Below are 14594 nucleotides of genomic sequence, written 5' to 3'. Positions count from 1 at the left end.
CGGCTGGCCGCACCGGGCCGGCATGACGCCCGGGTTCGATCTCGCACTGCTGCTCGGCGCCGGGGTGTTGCTGGTGGCGGTCGGCGCGGTCCGCTTCTCGACCCGCCTCGGCGTGCCCAGCCTCCTGGTCTATCTGGCCCTCGGGGTGGCCATCGGCGAGTCCGGGCTGGGCATCCGCTTCGACGACGTCGACCTGACCCGCACCCTCGGCTTCTGCGCCCTGATCGTGATCATCGCCGAGGGCGGGCTGACCGCCCGGTGGAGCACCCTGCGCCCGGTGCTGGGCCTCGCCTCGGCGCTGTCCACCGTCGGCGTGGTGGTGAGCATCCTGGTGGTCGGCCTGGCGGTGCACCTGCTGCTCGGGCTGGACTGGCGGCTGGCGATGCTCTACGGCGCGGTGCTCTCGTCCACAGACGCCGCCGCCGTCTTCGCCACGCTGCGCCGGCTGCGTCTGCCACCCCGGCTGGTCGCCACCCTGGAGGCCGAGTCGGGGATGAACGACGCCCCGGTGGTGCTGCTGGTGGTGCTGCTGTCCCGCTCGGCCACCGAGGCCGGTCACCCCTGGTGGTACGAGGTGCTGCTGCTCGGTTACGAGCTGGGCGTGGGCGCGGCCGTCGGGGTGGGCGCGGGGCTGGCCGGTCGGGCGGCGCTGCGCCGGGCGGCGCTGCCCTCGGCGGGGCTGTACCCGATCGCGGTGGTCGGCTTCACGGTGCTCGCGTACGCCGCCGGCGCGGTGCTGCACGCGTCGGGCTTCCTCGCCGTGTACGTGGCGGGGGTGCTGCTGGGCAACGCCCGGCTGCCGCACCGGCAGGCGATCCTCGGCTTCGCCGACGGGCTGGCCTGGCTGGCCCAGATCGGCCTGTTCGTGCTGCTCGGGCTGCTGGTCTCGCCGGGCCGGCTGGAGGCGGCGGTGCTGCCGGCGGTGGTCGCCGGGCTGGCGCTGCTGCTGCTGGCCCGGCCGCTGTCGGTGGCGGTGTCGGCCACCCCGTTCCGCGTCGGCCCACGCGAGCAGGCGTTTCTGTCCTGGGCGGGGCTGCGCGGGGCGGTGCCGATCGTGCTGGCGACCATCCCGCTGTCGCAGCGGGTGCCGGGGGCGGAGCAGCTCTTCGACGCGGTCTTCGTGCTGGTGGTGATCTTCACGGTGCTCCAGGCGGGCACGCTCGCCCCGGCCGCGCGCCGGCTGCGGGTCACCGCGCCCGCCGAGCCGGCGGAGATCCGGGTGGAGACCGCGCCGCTGGAGCGGATGCGGGCCGACCTGCTCCAGTTGGAGGTGCCGCCGGGCTCGCGGCTGGGCGGGGTGCACGTGGACGAGCTCCGGCTGCCGGTGGGCGCGTCGGTGACGCTGGTGCTGCGCGACGGGGTGGGCTTCGTGCCCGGCCCGGACACGCGGCTGAAGGCGGGCGACAGCCTGCTGATCGTGGCCACCGCCGGGGTGCGGGACGCGGCCGAGCGGCGGCTGCGGGCGGTGAGCCGCCGGGGCCGCCTGGCGCGGTGGTTTGGCGAGTACGGCGACGACCGCGACGACTGATCTGCTAGCGTTCCTTTTGCCCATTTGAGGGCTTTTCGGGGCGGATTAGCGGTGCGGCGGTGCGGCACGTTGTCGGACGCCTGTACGTTCCGTATTCTTGCCAACCTCCGGAGTGCGCGGCGGTCCTCGCTGCGCGCCCGTTTTGTTACCTGGGGGCGCCAGGCCGGTGACCCCTGTCCAGAGGCCGTGGCATGCCGCGGTCCCGTGGCGCGAGGGAGTGACGATGGTGAAGCCAGCCGACACCAGGACCGCCGGGCGCAAGCCGGTGGCCAGGACCACCCGCAGCGCCGCGGAGACCGAGAAGATCCGGGCGGCGCTGGCGGCCCGCCGCGACGAGCTGAGCGCCGAGTACGATCAGACGCTGAGCGAGATCACCGAGCTGCAGCGCGACCGGCTGACCGACTCGGCCGGGGACGACCAGGCCGACACCGGCACCAAGACGTTCGAGCGGGAGCAGGAGATCTCACTCGCCAACAGCATCCGGGAACGGATCACGCAGGTCGAGCGGGCCCTGGAGCGGCTCGACGAGGGCGGCTACGGCTGGTGCGAGAAGTGCGGCGACCCGATCCCGGTGGAGCGGCTCGCCGCCTTCCCGTCGGCGACCCTCTGCGTGAAGTGCAAGCAGCTGGAGGAGCGGCGCTGACCTCGCTCCCCGGCCGGTCAGGGCGGTGAGCGATCACCGCCGGGAGCGTCGATGGGGAGCAGATGACGGCTACACCGCCCGCCGGAACCGAGACCGGCACCGCCGAGCCGGGCGGAGGCAGGGCCCGACGCCGGGCGATCGTGCTCCTCGCCGGCGTCGGCCTGTTCGCCTTCCTGGCCGACCTGCTCACCAAGCACCTCGCGCTGCAGGCGCTCAGCGACCGGGAGCCGGTGAAGCTGCTCGGGGGCGCGGTCTACCTCAGCCTCACCCGCAACAGCGGGGCGGCGTGGAGCATCGGCAGCGACCACACCTGGGTCTTCCCGCTGATCACCATCGCGGTGATCGGCTGGATCGGCTGGATGGCGCTGCGGCTGCGTTCGGTGCCGTGGGCGGTCTCGCTCGGCCTGGTGCTGGGCGGGGCGCTGGGCAACCTGGCCGACCGGATCTTCCGCGCGCCCGGCCACTTCGTCGGGCACGTGGTCGACATGATCAGCCTCTTCGACCCGTACGGGCAGGTGTGGCCGGTGTTCAACCTGGCCGACAGCGCGCTGGTCTGCGGCGTGGTGCTCGCCGTGTTTTTGGAGCTGACGGGCCGCCAGCGCGACGGTTCCCGGCTCGGCCGGGACAAGCCGGCCGCCGAGGTCCCGGTCGAGCAGGGGGAGCGGGCGTGACGGCCGCGTTCGCCGCTGGCGGCGACCACCGTTCCCTGCCGGTCCCCGACGGCCTGGACGGCATGCGGCTCGACCAGGCCGTGTCCCGGCTGTTCGGGCTCTCCCGCACCGCCGCCGCGAACCTGGTCGACGGCGGGGACGCGCTGGTCGACGGCGTCGTGCGGCCGAACTCGCACAAGGTCAAGGCCGGCTCCTGGCTGGAGGTGACGCTGCCCGCCCCGGTCGCCCCGCCGACCGTCGTGCCGCAGGCGGTGCCCGGCCTCACCGTCGTGTACGCCGACGACGACATCGTGGTCGTGGACAAGCCGGTCGGCGTCGCCGCCCACCCCAGCCCCGGCTGGACCGGGCCGACCGTGATCGGCGGGCTGGCCGGGATCGGGCACCGCATCTCCACCAGCGGCGCGGCCGAGCGGCAGGGCGTGGTGCACCGGCTCGACGTGGGCACCACCGGGATCATGGTGGTGGCCAAGAGCGAGCAGGCGTACACGGCGCTGAAGCGGGCCTTCAAGTACCGCGAGGTGGAGAAGCGTTACCACGCCGTGGTGCAGGGGCACCCGGACCCGTCTCGCGGCACCATCGACGCCCCGATCGACCGGCACCCGCACCACGACTACCGGTGGGCGGTGGTCTCCGGCGGCAAGCCGAGCATCACCCACTACGACACGCTGGAGGCGTTCCCGTCGGCGAGCCTGCTCGACGTCCGGCTGGAGACGGGGCGCACCCACCAGATCCGGGTGCACTTCTCCTCGCTGCGCCACCCCTGCGTCGGTGACGTCACCTACGGCGCGGACCCGACCCTGTCGGCCCGGCTCGGGTTGGCTCGGCAGTGGCTGCACGCCCGGTCGCTGAGCTTCCAGCACCCCCGCACGGGCGACGAGGTGACCTTCGTGAGCGACTATCCCGACGACCTGGACCGGGCGCTGCGGGTCCTCCGCGACTGACCCGGTGACCAGCCGAGACCCCGGTCGGCCGGGCGGCCGCGCGGCGCGACGCCGGCCCCGCGCGCTCACCGTCGCCGCGCTGCTGTCGGTGGCGGCGGTGCTGGTCGCGGCCGGCTGGGTCGGCCGCCACGACCGGCCGGTGGGCGACCGCACGGTGGGCGAGGTGACCCGGGTCGGGGTGCCGCCCGGCGGGTCGGTCCCCGAATACCTGCGCGCCGCCGCCGCCGAGCTCACGGCGCTGCCGTCGGGTGGGTCGCCGTCGGGCACGTACGCGCTGGTGTCGTTCGCGGACTACCTCGCGCCGGACCGGCTGGCCGACACGCTTGCCGGGGTCGCGGTGGCCGAGGTGGTGGCGCGGGCGCCGCTGCCCGGCCGGCAGACCGAGATCGTCCGGCTGTCGGCCCAGCGGCTCCCGCAGGACGTGATGGTGGGGATGGCCGGCATGGCGGGGCGCAAGGACCGTGAGGCCGCCGACCAGCGGGCCCGGGCCGCCGCCGCCGACGACGCCGAGCTGCGCCGGGCGTACGAGACCGGGGCGCTGGTCGCGGCGGGCGAGGCGGCGGCGTACCGGGCGGGGTGCGCCTGCGCCTACGCCGCCGTCGTGCGGGCCGCGCCGGACGCGCTGCGCGCCCTGGCCGCCCGGCCCGGGGTCCGCGCCGTCGACCCGGCCCCGGAGCTGCGCCGGCTGGACCGGACGGTGGTGACCCCGCCGCTGCCCGAGCAGCGCGACGTGGCCCGTCCGCCGGCCGACGCCGGCCCGACGCCGCTGGTGGGCGAAACGTCGGAAGCGGCACCGACGGCGACGGGTTCCTCACCGAACGTCGACCGGGTCGGACCCGCCGCGACCCCGTCCGGCGTCGCGACCTCCCCGGACGCGTCCGTGGGCAGCCGAACGGTGGTGGAGAAGTGACAAAGCCGAATCAGGATGTGCGCGGACCGGTGTGGTCCGAATAGGGTTTCGTTCGTAGCCTGTCAGGCGGAGATCGATGGCGCTGGGAGGGCGAGCCTTGGACGGCACGGAGACCAGCTGGGGTCGGCCGGCCGAACCAGCACCGCGGTGGCGGGCGCTGCTCGACCGGGCGCGGCTCGGCGGTCGCACCGCGGAGCAGGCCGAGGCCGACCGCCACGCCGAGGAGGCGCCGCGCGCGGCGCCCGAGCCGCTGCCCCGGCGCACGTCCGGCAACGGCTACGCCGGGCGGGCGGCGGCGATCGGCCCGCCGGGCGAGCAGTCGTACGCCGCGGAGCCCGGTTACCCGGCGGAGCCGGCGCGCGGCGGCTACCGGGCCGGGGCGAGCTACCGGGTGGACCCGGCCTACCGGATCGACCCGGCGTACCAGCCGGAGCCCCCGGGCTACCAGCCGGAGCCCCCGGCCTACCAGCAGCCGGAGCCGCCTGCCTACCCGGCCGATCCGCTGGGCTACCAGCCCGAGCCTTCCGGCTATCCGCAGGAGCCGGCCTATCCGGCCGAGCCGTCGTGGCGGTCCGGCCCCGGGCGCCTCGACCCGGAGCCGGTGCGCCGCGCCGACCCGCCGCCGCCCGCCCCGTCCCGCTACTCGCTGCTCGACGGCGGCGGCTACCGCCCCGAGCCCCCGCCGGTCGAGTCGCGCTACTCGCTGCTCGACAGCGGCGGCTACCGCCCCGAGCCGGCCTACCAGCCGCCCCCGGCCGACCCGGTCTACCAGCCGCCCGTCGTGGAGCCCGCCTACCAGCCGCCCCCGGCGGAGCCGGCCTACCGGGCCGAGGCGGCCTACCCGCCCGTCGCCGAGCCGGTCTACCAGCCGCCGCCCGGGCCGCCCGCGGTGGTCGAGCGGGGCTATCCGGCCCGCATCGAGTGGCGGGCGCAGAGCGCCGAGAGCGAGCTGGAACGCGCCGCCGGGGTGCTCCGCCGCGACCTGGGCACGCCCCGGGTGCTCGCCTTCGCCAACCCCAAGGGCGGGGTGCACAAGACCACGGCCACGGTGCTGGCCGCCGCCACCGTCGGCAGCGTGCGCGGCCGGGGCGTGCTCGCCTGGGACGACAACGAGCTGCGCGGCACCCTCGGGCTGCGCGCCGGCAGCGCCCGGCACGCCCGGACGATCCGGCACCTGATCCACGACCTCGCCCAGATCGAGATCCTGGAGGGCTCCGCCCTGCTCGGCAGCCTCGACGACTACCTGCGGCACGCCGCCGACGGCTCGTACGACGTGCTGGCCGGGGAGGAGAGCCCCCGGTTCGCCCAGCGGCTCGACCAGTTCACCGTCAAGCGGGTGCTGGAGCTGCTGCGGCGCACCCACGACGTGGTCTGCGTGGACACCGGCAACAACGTGGAGAGCCCCAACTGGCGCACGGTGATGCAGGCCGCCGACCAGCTCGTGGTGACCACCGTGCCCCGGGAGGACGCCGCGTTCAGCGCCGACTGGATGCTCGACCTGCTGCACGAGGTCGGGATGGGCGAACTGGCCGACAACGCCGTCACCCTGATCTCCTGCCCGACGCCGGGCCGCTCGCCGTTGCAGACCGACCTGGAGCGGCACTTCGCCACCCGCACCCGGGCGGTGGCCGTGGTGCCGTACGACCCGGCGCTGGAGACCGGCTCCTCGATCGAATACCACCAGCTCCAGCCGGAGACCCGGCAGGCGTGGCTGCGCGCGGCGTCGGTGATGCTGGAGCCCTTCGCCCGCTGAGCCGGCCGCGACCACGAGCCGCCGCGGCGGCCGAGCCGGCTGCGGAGGCACCGACGCCCCGGGGACGCCCCCGGTCTGTAAGGATCATCGGGTGAGCCCGGACACCTCCGACGCCGACCGCCCCGCGCCCCGTCCCGACCCGACCGCCGGGCCGGTCCCCGGGCCGCCCGCCGCCCCGGCCCCCGACCCGACCGAAGGGCTCGTCCCCGGGCCCCCGGCCGACCCGGCCCACCAGCCGCCCGCCGGGCCGTTCGCCGGGCCGCCCCAGTATCCGTTCGGCGCGCCGCCGACCGGGCCGGTCCCCGCCGGCCCGGTTCCGTCCGAGCGCCGCCCGGGCCGGGTGATCGGCGTGGCGCTGGGCGCGGCGGCCGTCCTCACCGCGCTGGGCGTCCCGCTGGGGCTGCTCTGGGCGGCCGTCGCCCCCGACACCCCGGTGGTCAAGACCGCCGAGGGGGCCGTCTACGCCCAGCCGCAGCCGGAGCAGCCGATCGCCGCCGACGGCTGGTTCAGCCTGCTCGGAATCGGCTTCGGCGTGCTCGCCGCGCTGGCCCTGTGGGTGCTGCTGCGGCGCCGGCGCGGCCCCGTCGGGCTGCTCGCCGGGGCGGCCGGCGGCCTCGGCGCGGCCCTGGTGGCCTGGCAGGTCGGCCGGCGGGTCGGCCTGTCGGCGTACGAGCGGCTGCTGGCCTCCGCGCCGGACGGGCAGGCGTTCACCAAGCCCGCCGACCTGCGCGCCGGGGGCCTGCACCGGCTGTTCGACCTGCTGCCCCTGCCGTACGGCAACCTGCTGCTGCCGGCGTTCGGCGTGGCCGTGACGTACACCCTGCTGGCCGGCTGGTCGCGCTGGCCGTCGCTGCGCCCGGAGCCCGAGCCCGACCTGTCCTGGGTCTACGCCGGCCCGCCCGCCACCGGGCCGCAGGTCAGTTCGGGGCCGGCGGACTCGCCAGCTCCGACAGCGGCACCGGAACCGCCCGCACCTGGCGCAACAGGGTCGCCTCGCGGTTGAGCAGCCGCAGCTCGGCGCGGAGCCGGGCGGCGGTGCCGTCGACCGCGAGCAGCCGCTGCCGGTCGTCGACGGTCAGCATGGCGGTCGCGGCGACCAGGTGGGACAGCACCGTCGGGTCCTCCGGCAGCTGCTCGGAGATGTCCTCCGGGTCGGGGCGGATCAGCCCGAGATATTGCCGGAACACCGAGATCACCCGGGCCGCGAGCAGGTCGGCGGCCTCGTCGGGGCCGCCCGGCTCGGGCAGCCACTCGACCTCGGCCGTCAGGTAGGGCTCGGCGGTCTCGTCGAGCTGCGCGACGCGGAACCGCCGCCGCCCCACGGTGACGATGTCGAACCCGCCGTCGTCCAGCTCGGTCACCTGCCGCAGCTCGGCGGTGCAGCCGACCTCGTGCAGCGTGACGCCGCCGACGCCGGGGACGGGCCGCCCGGGCGTGCCGGGGGCGACCTCCCAGCCGGCCCGGATGGCCACCACGCCGAACTCCCGGGGGGCGCCCTCGGGCAGGCCCGTGAGGTGGCGCACCAGGGCCCGGTAGCGCTCCTCGAAGATGTGCAGCGGCAGCACCAGGCCGGGGAAGAGCACCGTCCCGAGGGGGAAGATCGGCAACCGCGCAGTCACGGGACCGAGCCTAGCCCGCCCGCGCCGTCCCGGCGGGGCCCGTCCCGCCCCGGAAGACCCGCCCGCCCCCGGCGGGGCCGCCCCCGGGCCCGTCGCGGCCCGCCCGGCGGCCGGCGTGGCTCGGCTCACCGTCCCGGCGTGCGGGCGGCGCGGGCCGCCGCCGGCCCGGCCGCCTAGACTCGCAGGCGTGTTGAATCGGATCGACCTGCGCGGCGGCGTCCGTGACCCCCGCCGCCTGCTGCCCCGTGCCCAGCTCGACGTCTCCGTGGCGGTCGAGCGGATCCGCCCCCTCGTGGAGGCGGTCCGCGATCATGGGTACCCGGCGATCCGCGAGGCGAGCGAGCGCTTCGACGGGGTCTCGCCGGAGCGGCTGCGGGTGCCGGCCGAGGCGATCGCCGAGGCCGAGGGGACGCTCGACCCCCAGGTCCGCGCCGCCCTGCTGGAGTCGATCAGCCGGGCCCGCAAGGTCCACGCCGACCAGCGCCGCGTCGACCACACCACCCAGGTGGTGCCCGGCGGCACCGTCACCGAGCGCTGGGTCCCCGTCGAGCGGGTCGGCCTGTACGTCCCCGGCGGCCTGGCGATGTATCCGTCGACCGTGGTGATGAACGTGGTCCCCGCCCAGGCGGCCGGCGTCCGGTCGCTCGTCGTGGCCAGCCCGCCGCAGCAGGAGAACGGCGGCCTGCCCGACGCCCGGGTCCTCGCGGCCTGCGCGCTGCTCGGCGTCGACGAGGTCTACGCCGTCGGCGGCGCCCAGGCGGTGGCGATGCTGGCCTACGGCGCGACGGTCGACCCCGACGGCGCGCAGCGCTGCGACCCCGTCGACATGATCACCGGGCCGGGCAACATCTGGGTCACCGCCGCGAAGCGGCTGCTGCGCGGCGTGGTCGGCATCGACGCCGAGGCCGGCCCCACCGAGATCGCGATCCTCGCCGACGACACCGCCGACCCGGCGCACGTCGCCGCCGACCTGATCAGCCAGGCCGAGCACGACCCCCTCGCGGCCAGCGTGCTGGTCACCTGCTCGGTCGCGCTGGCCGACGCCGTCGAGGCCGAGCTGGCCCGGCAGGTGCCGGCGACGAAGCACGCCGACCGGGTCACCACCGCGCTGACCGGCGAGCAGAGCGGCGTGGTGCTGGTCGACGACCTGGCGGACGGCCTGCGGGTGGTCGACGCGTACGCCGCCGAGCACCTGGAGATCCAGACCGAGAACGCCCGCGAGTGGGCGCTGCGGGTCCGCAACGCCGGGGCGATCTTCGTCGGCGCGTGGTCGCCGGTGTCGCTCGGCGACTACTGCGCCGGCTCCAACCACGTGCTGCCCACCGGCGGCTGCGCCCGGCACTCCTCCGGCCTGTCCGTGCAGTCCTTCCTGCGCGGCATCCACCTGGTGGAATACACCCGCGACGCGCTGCGTGAGGTGGCCCCGCACGTGGTGACCCTGGCCGGCGTCGAGGACCTGCCGGCCCACGGCCAGGCGGTCAGCGTCCGCTTCCCCGGGAGCGCCTCGTGACGACTCTCGACGAGCTGCCGATCCGCGACGACCTGCGGGGCCTGACGCCCTACGGCGCCCCGCAGATCGACGTGCCGGTGCGGCTGAACACCAACGAGAACTCGTACCCGGTGCCCGAGGCGGTGGCCGACGCGATCGGCAAGGCCCTCGCCGCCGAGCTGCGCGACCTCAACCGCTATCCCGACCGCGACGCCGTGGCGCTGCGCGCCGACCTGGCGGCCTACCTGGGGCACGGGCTCACCGTCGGGCAGGTGTGGGCGGCCAACGGCTCCAACGAGATCCAGCAGCAGCTCCTGCAGGCGTTCGGCGGGCCGGGGCGCACGGCGCTCGGCTTCACGCCGGCGTACTCGATGCACCCGCTGCTGGCGCTCGGCGCCGGCACCCGGTGGGTGCCGGCGCAGCGCGGGGTCGACTTCGGGCTGACCGCCGACGAGGCGGTCGCCCAGGTCCGGGCGCACCGTCCCGACGTGGTGTTCCTCTGCTCGCCGAACAACCCGACGGGCACGGCGCTGGACCCGGCGGTGGTCGCCGCCGTCCTCGACGCCGCGCCCGGCATGGTGGTGGTCGACGAGGCGTACGCCGAGTTCGCCCGCCCCGGCACGGTCAGCGCCCTCGCGGTGCTGCCCGGCCACCCGAGGCTGGTGGTGACCCGCACGATGAGCAAGGCGTTCGGGTTCGCCGGCGGCCGGCTGGGCTACCTCGCGGCCGATCCGGCCGTGGTGGCGGCGGTGCAGCTCGTGCGGCTGCCCTACCACCTGTCGGCGCTCACCCAGGCCGCCGCCCGCGCGGCCCTGGCGCACCGCGACGCCCTGCTGGCCACGGTCGAGGCGATCATGGGGCAGCGGGACCGGATCGTCGCCGAGCTGCGCGCCCGGGGCCTGCGGGTCGCCGACAGCGACGCCAACTTCGTCCTGTTCCAGGTGGGCGGCGACCAGGCGGTGGCCTGGCGCGCCCTGCTGGAGCAGGGGGTGCTCGTGCGCGACGTCGGGCTGCCCGGCTGGCTGCGGGTCACCGCCGGCACCCCCGCCGAGACCGACGCCTTCCTCACCGCGATGGAGAGTTTGTGATGAGCCGCACCGCCCGGGTCGAGCGGATCACCAAGGAGACCAAGGTGCTCGTCGAGATCGACCTCGACGGCACCGGCCGGGCCGAGATCGGCACCGGGGTCGGCTTCTACGACCACATGCTGCACCAGATCGCCCGGCACGGCGGCTTCGACCTGACCGTGCGCACCGTCGGCGACCTGGAGATCGACGCCCACCACACGATGGAGGACACGGCGCTCGCCCTGGGCGCCGCGTTCGACCAGGCGCTGGGCGACAAGGCCGGCATCCGGCGGTACGGCTCGGCGACCGTCCCGATGGACGAGGTCCTCGTCCGGGCCGCCGTCGACCTGTCGGGCCGCCCGTACGTGGTGCACGACGAGCCGGCGCTGGCCCCGTACATCGGGCCGGTCTACCCGACCAGCATGACCCGGCACATCTGGGAGTCCTTCGGTCAGGCGGCCCGGATCACCCTGCACGTGGACGTGCTGCGCGCGGCCCGCCCCGGCGGCCACCCCGACGCCCACCACGTGGTGGAGGCCCAGTTCAAGGCGGTCTCCCGCGCCCTGCGCGAGGCCACCGCGCTCGACCCCCGGTCGGCCGGCGCGATCCCCAGCACGAAGGGCGCGTTGTAGCCGTGGGCGGGGTGCTGCCGACCCTGCTGCTGATCCTCGCCGGGGTGCTGGTCGGCGGGGCGGTCTCGCTGCACCGCCAGGGCGCGACGCGCGGCGCGGTGGTGGTCACCGCGGTGCTCGCGGTGCTGGCCACGGCCGGTGGGGTGCTCTGGCTGCTGCCCGGGGAGGGCTGATGGGCGATCGGATCAAGCGGGTCGTGGTGCTCGACTACGGCTCGGGCAACCTGCGTTCGGCCGAGCGGGCCCTGGCCCGGGCCGGCGCCGACGTCACCGTCACCGCCGACCTGGCCGCCGCCGCCGACGCCGACGGCCTGGTGGTGCCGGGCGTGGGCGCGTACGCCGCCTGCATGGCCGGGATCGAGGCGCTCGGCGCGGGCCCGGTCATCGCCGAGCGGGTCGCCGCCGGCCGGCCCGTGCTGGGCATCTGCGTGGGCATGCAGGTGCTCTTCGAGCACGGCGACGAGCACGGCGTGGTCACCAAGGGGCTCGGGCTGCTGCCGGGCGCGGTGACCCGGCTGCCCGCCGCCCGGCTGCCGCACATGGGCTGGAACACGGTGCGACCCCCGGCGTCGTCGGTGCTCTTCGCGGGCCTGCCCGCCGACAGCCGCTTCTACTTCGTCCACTCCTACGGGGTGGTCGACGCGGGCGCGCTGGCGGCGTCGGGCGCGGCGGTGACCACCGCCCACCACGAGGCGGACTTCGTGGCGGCGGTGGAGCGGGGCGCGCTCTCGGCCGCCCAGTTCCACCCGGAGAAGTCGGCCGACTCCGGCGCGGCGCTGCTGCGCAACTGGCTCGGCACCGTGCCCGCCGGTGGCTGAGCGGGGCCCGCGCGGCCGGGGCACCGGGCCGGGGGGCGCGGCGTGAGCAAGGAGCGGGCCCGCCGCCGGGCGGCCCGCGAGGCCCAGTTGGAGCGGGAGCGGGCCGTGCGCCGCCGCCGGGTGGCCCGCCGGGAGCGCCGCCGCGCGGTGGTACGCCGGCTGACGCCCCGCTGGCCGCGCCGCCGCGCCGGCCGGCTGGCCCGGCACTCCCGGGGCGAGCGGGCCGCGATCGTCGGCCTGACCGGCGTGGCGCTGGTCGCCATCTGGAGTTTCGTCGACGACCTGGCGCTGCGGGTGGTGCTGGTCGTGTTGTTGCTGCTGGTGCTGCCGGCGGCCGTGGTGATCGCACTGGGCCGCCGGTCCTGACGCGCACGTTATCGATTTCGAGGAGAAGAGCGTTGAGCCTCACCCTGTTGCCCGCCGTGGACGTCGCCGACGGCCAGGCCGTCCGGCTCGTGCAGGGCGCCGCCGGCAGCGAGACCGCCTACGGCGACCCCCTGGAGGCGGCGCTGGCCTGGCAGCGCGACGGCGCGGAGTGGATCCACCTGGTGGACCTGGACGCCGCGTTCGGCCGGGGGTCCAACGCCGCGCTGCTGGCCGACGTGGTGGGCCGGCTGGACGTGCAGGTGGAGTTGTCCGGCGGGATCCGCGACGACGCGTCGCTGCGGGCCGCGCTGGGCACCGGCGCGGCGCGGGTCAACATCGGCACCGCCGCGCTGGAGGACCCGCAGTGGTGCGACCGGGTCTGCGGCGAGTACGGCGACCGCGTCGCCATCGGGCTGGACGTGCGCGGGCGTACCCTCTCGGCGCGGGGCTGGACCCGCGACGGCGGCGACCTGTACGAGGTGCTGGAGCGGCTCGACAAGGCGGGCGCCTCCCGTTACGTGGTGACCGACATCACCAAGGACGGCACGATGCGCGGGCCGAACCTGGACCTGCTGCGCGAGGTCTGCGCCCGCACCGACGCCCCGGTGATCGCCTCGGGTGGCGTCTCGACGCTGGACGACCTGCGTGCCCTGGCCACCCTGGAGCCGGTCGGCGTGGAGGGCGTGATCGCCGGCAAGGCGCTGTACGCGGGCGCGTTCACCGTGCGGCAGGCGCTCGACGTGCTCGCCGCCGCGTGACCGTCACCCGGTTGGGCTCGGGCGGCCCCTGGGAGGCGCGGTACGGCTACTCCCGGGTCGTCCGGGCCGGCGACCGGGCCGTCACGGCCGGCTGCACGGCGACGGTCGACGGCCGGGTGGTGCACGTGGGGGACGCCGCCGCGCAGACCGCGCAGGCGCTGCGGATCGGCCTGGCGGCCCTCGCGGAGGTCGGCGCGGGGCCCGGCGACGTGGTGCGCACCCGGATGTACGTGACGGACCGCGCGTACGCCGACGAGGTGGGCCGGGCCCACAACGCGGTGTTCGGGGCGGTCCGGCCGGCGGCGACCCTGGTGGTGGTGGCCGCCCTGCTCGACCCCGACCACCTGGTCGAGGTGGAGCTGGAGGCGTACCTCGGCGACCGCTGACCCGGCGCACCCCGCTGCCGGGGTGCCGGGTCGGCGGCGGTGCGTCGTCCGGCGTCGGTGAGCCGGGGCACAGTGCGGCCCATTAGGTTGTGCACAACTCAATTGCGCACTATGTTTTCCCCGTGACCGACGATCTGGTGCTGGGACGGCAGGTGTGCTTCGCGCTCTACGCCGCGTCGCGCGCCCTCACCGACGTCTACCGGCCGATCCTCGACGAGTTCGGGCTCACCTACCCGCAATACCTGGTGCTGCTGGTGCTCTGGGAGCGCGGCGACGACGCGCCCACCGTCTCCGAGCTGGGCGCCGCCCTGCGGCTGGACTCCGGCACGCTCTCCCCGCTGCTCAAGCGGCTGGAGGCCGCCGGGGTGCTGGTCCGGTCGCGGTCCGCCGCCGACGAGCGGCGGGTCGAGGTGCGCCTCACCGACGCCGGCCGCGCGCTGCGCGAGCGGATGTGCGGGGTGCCGCTGCGGGTGGCGCTGGCCACCGGGCTCACCGAGGCCGAGCTGATCGGGCTGCGCGACACCCTCAACCGGGTCACCGAGACGATCCACCGACAGAAGGAGAAGTGATCGCCATGCAGGTCCTCTACACCGCCAACGCCCGCGCCACCGGCGACGGCCGCGACGGCCACGTCCGCACCTCCGACGGCACCTTCGAGCTGGGCCTCGCGATCCCGAAGGAGCTGGGCGGCGCGGGCGGCGCGGCGAACCCGGAGCAGCTCTTCGCCGCCGGCTACGCCGCCTGCTTCCACTCCGCCCTGCGTCGGGTGGCCCGCGCCGCCAAGGCCGACGTGACCGGCTCGGTCGTCGAGGCCGAGGTGGGCATCGGCGCCAACGGCAGCGGCGGCTTCGGCCTGACCGCCGCCCTCGTGGTGGACCTGCCGGCCGTGCCCAGGGAGGCCGCCGAGCAGCTCGTCGCCCAGGCCCACCAGGTCTGCCCCTACTCGAACGCGACCCGGGGCAATGTCGAGGTCGCCCTCACCGTCCGCGAGACCCTCGCCGCCTGAGCCGTGGC

At 76.2% G+C, this 14594-nt stretch carries 18 protein-coding genes; 17 read left to right on the top strand and 1 reads right to left on the bottom strand.

The genetic code is table 11. The features are described from left to right. Positions 1–22 precede the first annotated feature (22 nt). The 7 genes from GA0070558_RS11405 (at position 23) to GA0070558_RS11375 (ending at position 7449) form a co-directional block, all read left to right on the top strand. The gene (locus GA0070558_RS11405) at positions 23–1528 is read left to right on the top strand and encodes a potassium/proton antiporter (RefSeq protein WP_077939062.1); all 1506 of its coding nucleotides are present in this window, start codon (positions 23–25) and stop codon (positions 1526–1528) included. A 223-nt stretch (positions 1529–1751) separates the two neighbouring features. Next, positions 1752–2171 carry a TraR/DksA family transcriptional regulator gene (locus tag GA0070558_RS11400; RefSeq protein ID WP_043969309.1) on the top strand — a complete coding sequence of 140 codons (420 nt, stop codon included), beginning with the start codon at positions 1752–1754 and terminating at the stop codon, positions 2169–2171. Between the two features lie 62 nt (positions 2172–2233). After that, entirely contained in the window at positions 2234–2842 is a 609-nt protein-coding gene (gene lspA / locus GA0070558_RS11395; protein WP_043967322.1) for a signal peptidase II, read from the top strand. After that, positions 2839–3783, top strand: a complete 945-nt coding sequence (locus GA0070558_RS11390) for an RluA family pseudouridine synthase (protein ID WP_077939063.1) — start codon at positions 2839–2841, stop codon at positions 3781–3783. Before lspA ends, GA0070558_RS11390 begins: the two co-directional genes overlap by 4 nt. Positions 3784–3787: 4 nt before the next feature. Continuing rightward, positions 3788–4693 (top strand): hypothetical protein, encoded by a 906-nt coding sequence (locus GA0070558_RS11385; RefSeq protein WP_176734184.1) that lies wholly within the window; start codon positions 3788–3790, stop codon positions 4691–4693. 76 nt (positions 4694–4769) lie between these two features. Continuing rightward, entirely contained in the window at positions 4770–6446 is a 1677-nt protein-coding gene (locus GA0070558_RS11380; RefSeq protein WP_091278334.1) for a MinD/ParA family ATP-binding protein, read from the top strand. A 91-nt stretch (positions 6447–6537) separates the two neighbouring features. Continuing rightward, entirely contained in the window at positions 6538–7449 is a 912-nt protein-coding gene (locus tag GA0070558_RS11375; protein WP_369523376.1) for a DUF2567 domain-containing protein, read from the top strand. On the opposite strand, the gene GA0070558_RS11370 is transcribed toward GA0070558_RS11375, so the two are convergent. Continuing rightward, positions 7364–8065, bottom strand: a complete 702-nt coding sequence (locus tag GA0070558_RS11370; protein WP_091278332.1) for an LON peptidase substrate-binding domain-containing protein — start codon at positions 8063–8065, stop codon at positions 7364–7366. The two genes, GA0070558_RS11375 and GA0070558_RS11370, sit on opposite strands and share 86 nt — an antisense overlap. Positions 8066–8252: 187 nt before the next feature. Between GA0070558_RS11370 and hisD the strand changes: the two genes are divergently transcribed. The 10 genes from hisD (at position 8253) to GA0070558_RS11325 (ending at position 14586) form a co-directional block, all read left to right on the top strand. Then, a complete protein-coding gene (hisD, locus tag GA0070558_RS11365) occupies positions 8253–9575 on the top strand; it encodes a histidinol dehydrogenase (RefSeq protein ID WP_077939070.1) in 1323 nt (440 codons plus the stop codon). Beyond that, a complete protein-coding gene (locus GA0070558_RS11360) occupies positions 9572–10642 on the top strand; it encodes a histidinol-phosphate transaminase (protein ID WP_091278330.1) in 1071 nt (356 codons plus the stop codon). Before hisD ends, GA0070558_RS11360 begins: the two co-directional genes overlap by 4 nt. Further along, entirely contained in the window at positions 10642–11253 is a 612-nt protein-coding gene (gene hisB, locus GA0070558_RS11355; protein ID WP_043967336.1) for an imidazoleglycerol-phosphate dehydratase HisB, read from the top strand. The genes GA0070558_RS11360 and hisB overlap by 1 nt, the downstream gene beginning before the upstream one ends. Before the next feature lie 2 nt (positions 11254–11255). Beyond that, positions 11256–11426, top strand: a complete 171-nt coding sequence (locus tag GA0070558_RS33370) for a CG2302 family histidine operon protein (protein ID WP_176734836.1) — start codon at positions 11256–11258, stop codon at positions 11424–11426. Positions 11427–11437: 11 nt separating this feature from the next. Then, a complete protein-coding gene (gene hisH, locus GA0070558_RS11350; protein ID WP_091278439.1) occupies positions 11438–12070 on the top strand; it encodes an imidazole glycerol phosphate synthase subunit HisH in 633 nt (210 codons plus the stop codon). A 42-nt stretch (positions 12071–12112) separates the two neighbouring features. After that, positions 12113–12436, top strand: coding sequence for a hypothetical protein (locus tag GA0070558_RS11345; protein WP_043967338.1), 324 nt, complete (start codon positions 12113–12115; stop codon positions 12434–12436). A gap of 32 nt (positions 12437–12468) precedes the next feature. Continuing rightward, positions 12469–13194 (top strand): bifunctional 1-(5-phosphoribosyl)-5-((5-phosphoribosylamino)methylideneamino)imidazole-4-carboxamide isomerase/phosphoribosylanthranilate isomerase PriA, encoded by a 726-nt coding sequence (gene priA / locus GA0070558_RS11340; protein WP_091278328.1) that lies wholly within the window; start codon positions 12469–12471, stop codon positions 13192–13194. Further along, the gene (locus GA0070558_RS11335; protein WP_091278326.1) at positions 13191–13580 is read left to right on the top strand and encodes a RidA family protein; all 390 of its coding nucleotides are present in this window, start codon (positions 13191–13193) and stop codon (positions 13578–13580) included. The genes priA and GA0070558_RS11335 overlap by 4 nt, the downstream gene beginning before the upstream one ends. A 122-nt stretch (positions 13581–13702) precedes the next feature. After that, entirely contained in the window at positions 13703–14149 is a 447-nt protein-coding gene (locus GA0070558_RS11330) for a MarR family winged helix-turn-helix transcriptional regulator (protein WP_043967344.1), read from the top strand. A gap of 5 nt (positions 14150–14154) precedes the next feature. After that, positions 14155–14586, top strand: coding sequence for an organic hydroperoxide resistance protein (locus GA0070558_RS11325; RefSeq protein ID WP_077939078.1), 432 nt, complete (start codon positions 14155–14157; stop codon positions 14584–14586). The last annotated feature ends 8 nt before the right edge of the window (positions 14587–14594 follow it).

Origin of the sequence: Micromonospora haikouensis, assembly GCF_900091595.1 — a bacterium.
Classification (GTDB): Bacteria; Actinomycetota; Actinomycetes; order Mycobacteriales; family Micromonosporaceae; genus Micromonospora; species Micromonospora haikouensis.
The sequence above is the reverse complement of the archived record's forward strand: the minus strand, read 5'-3'. Positions and strand labels throughout refer to the sequence as shown.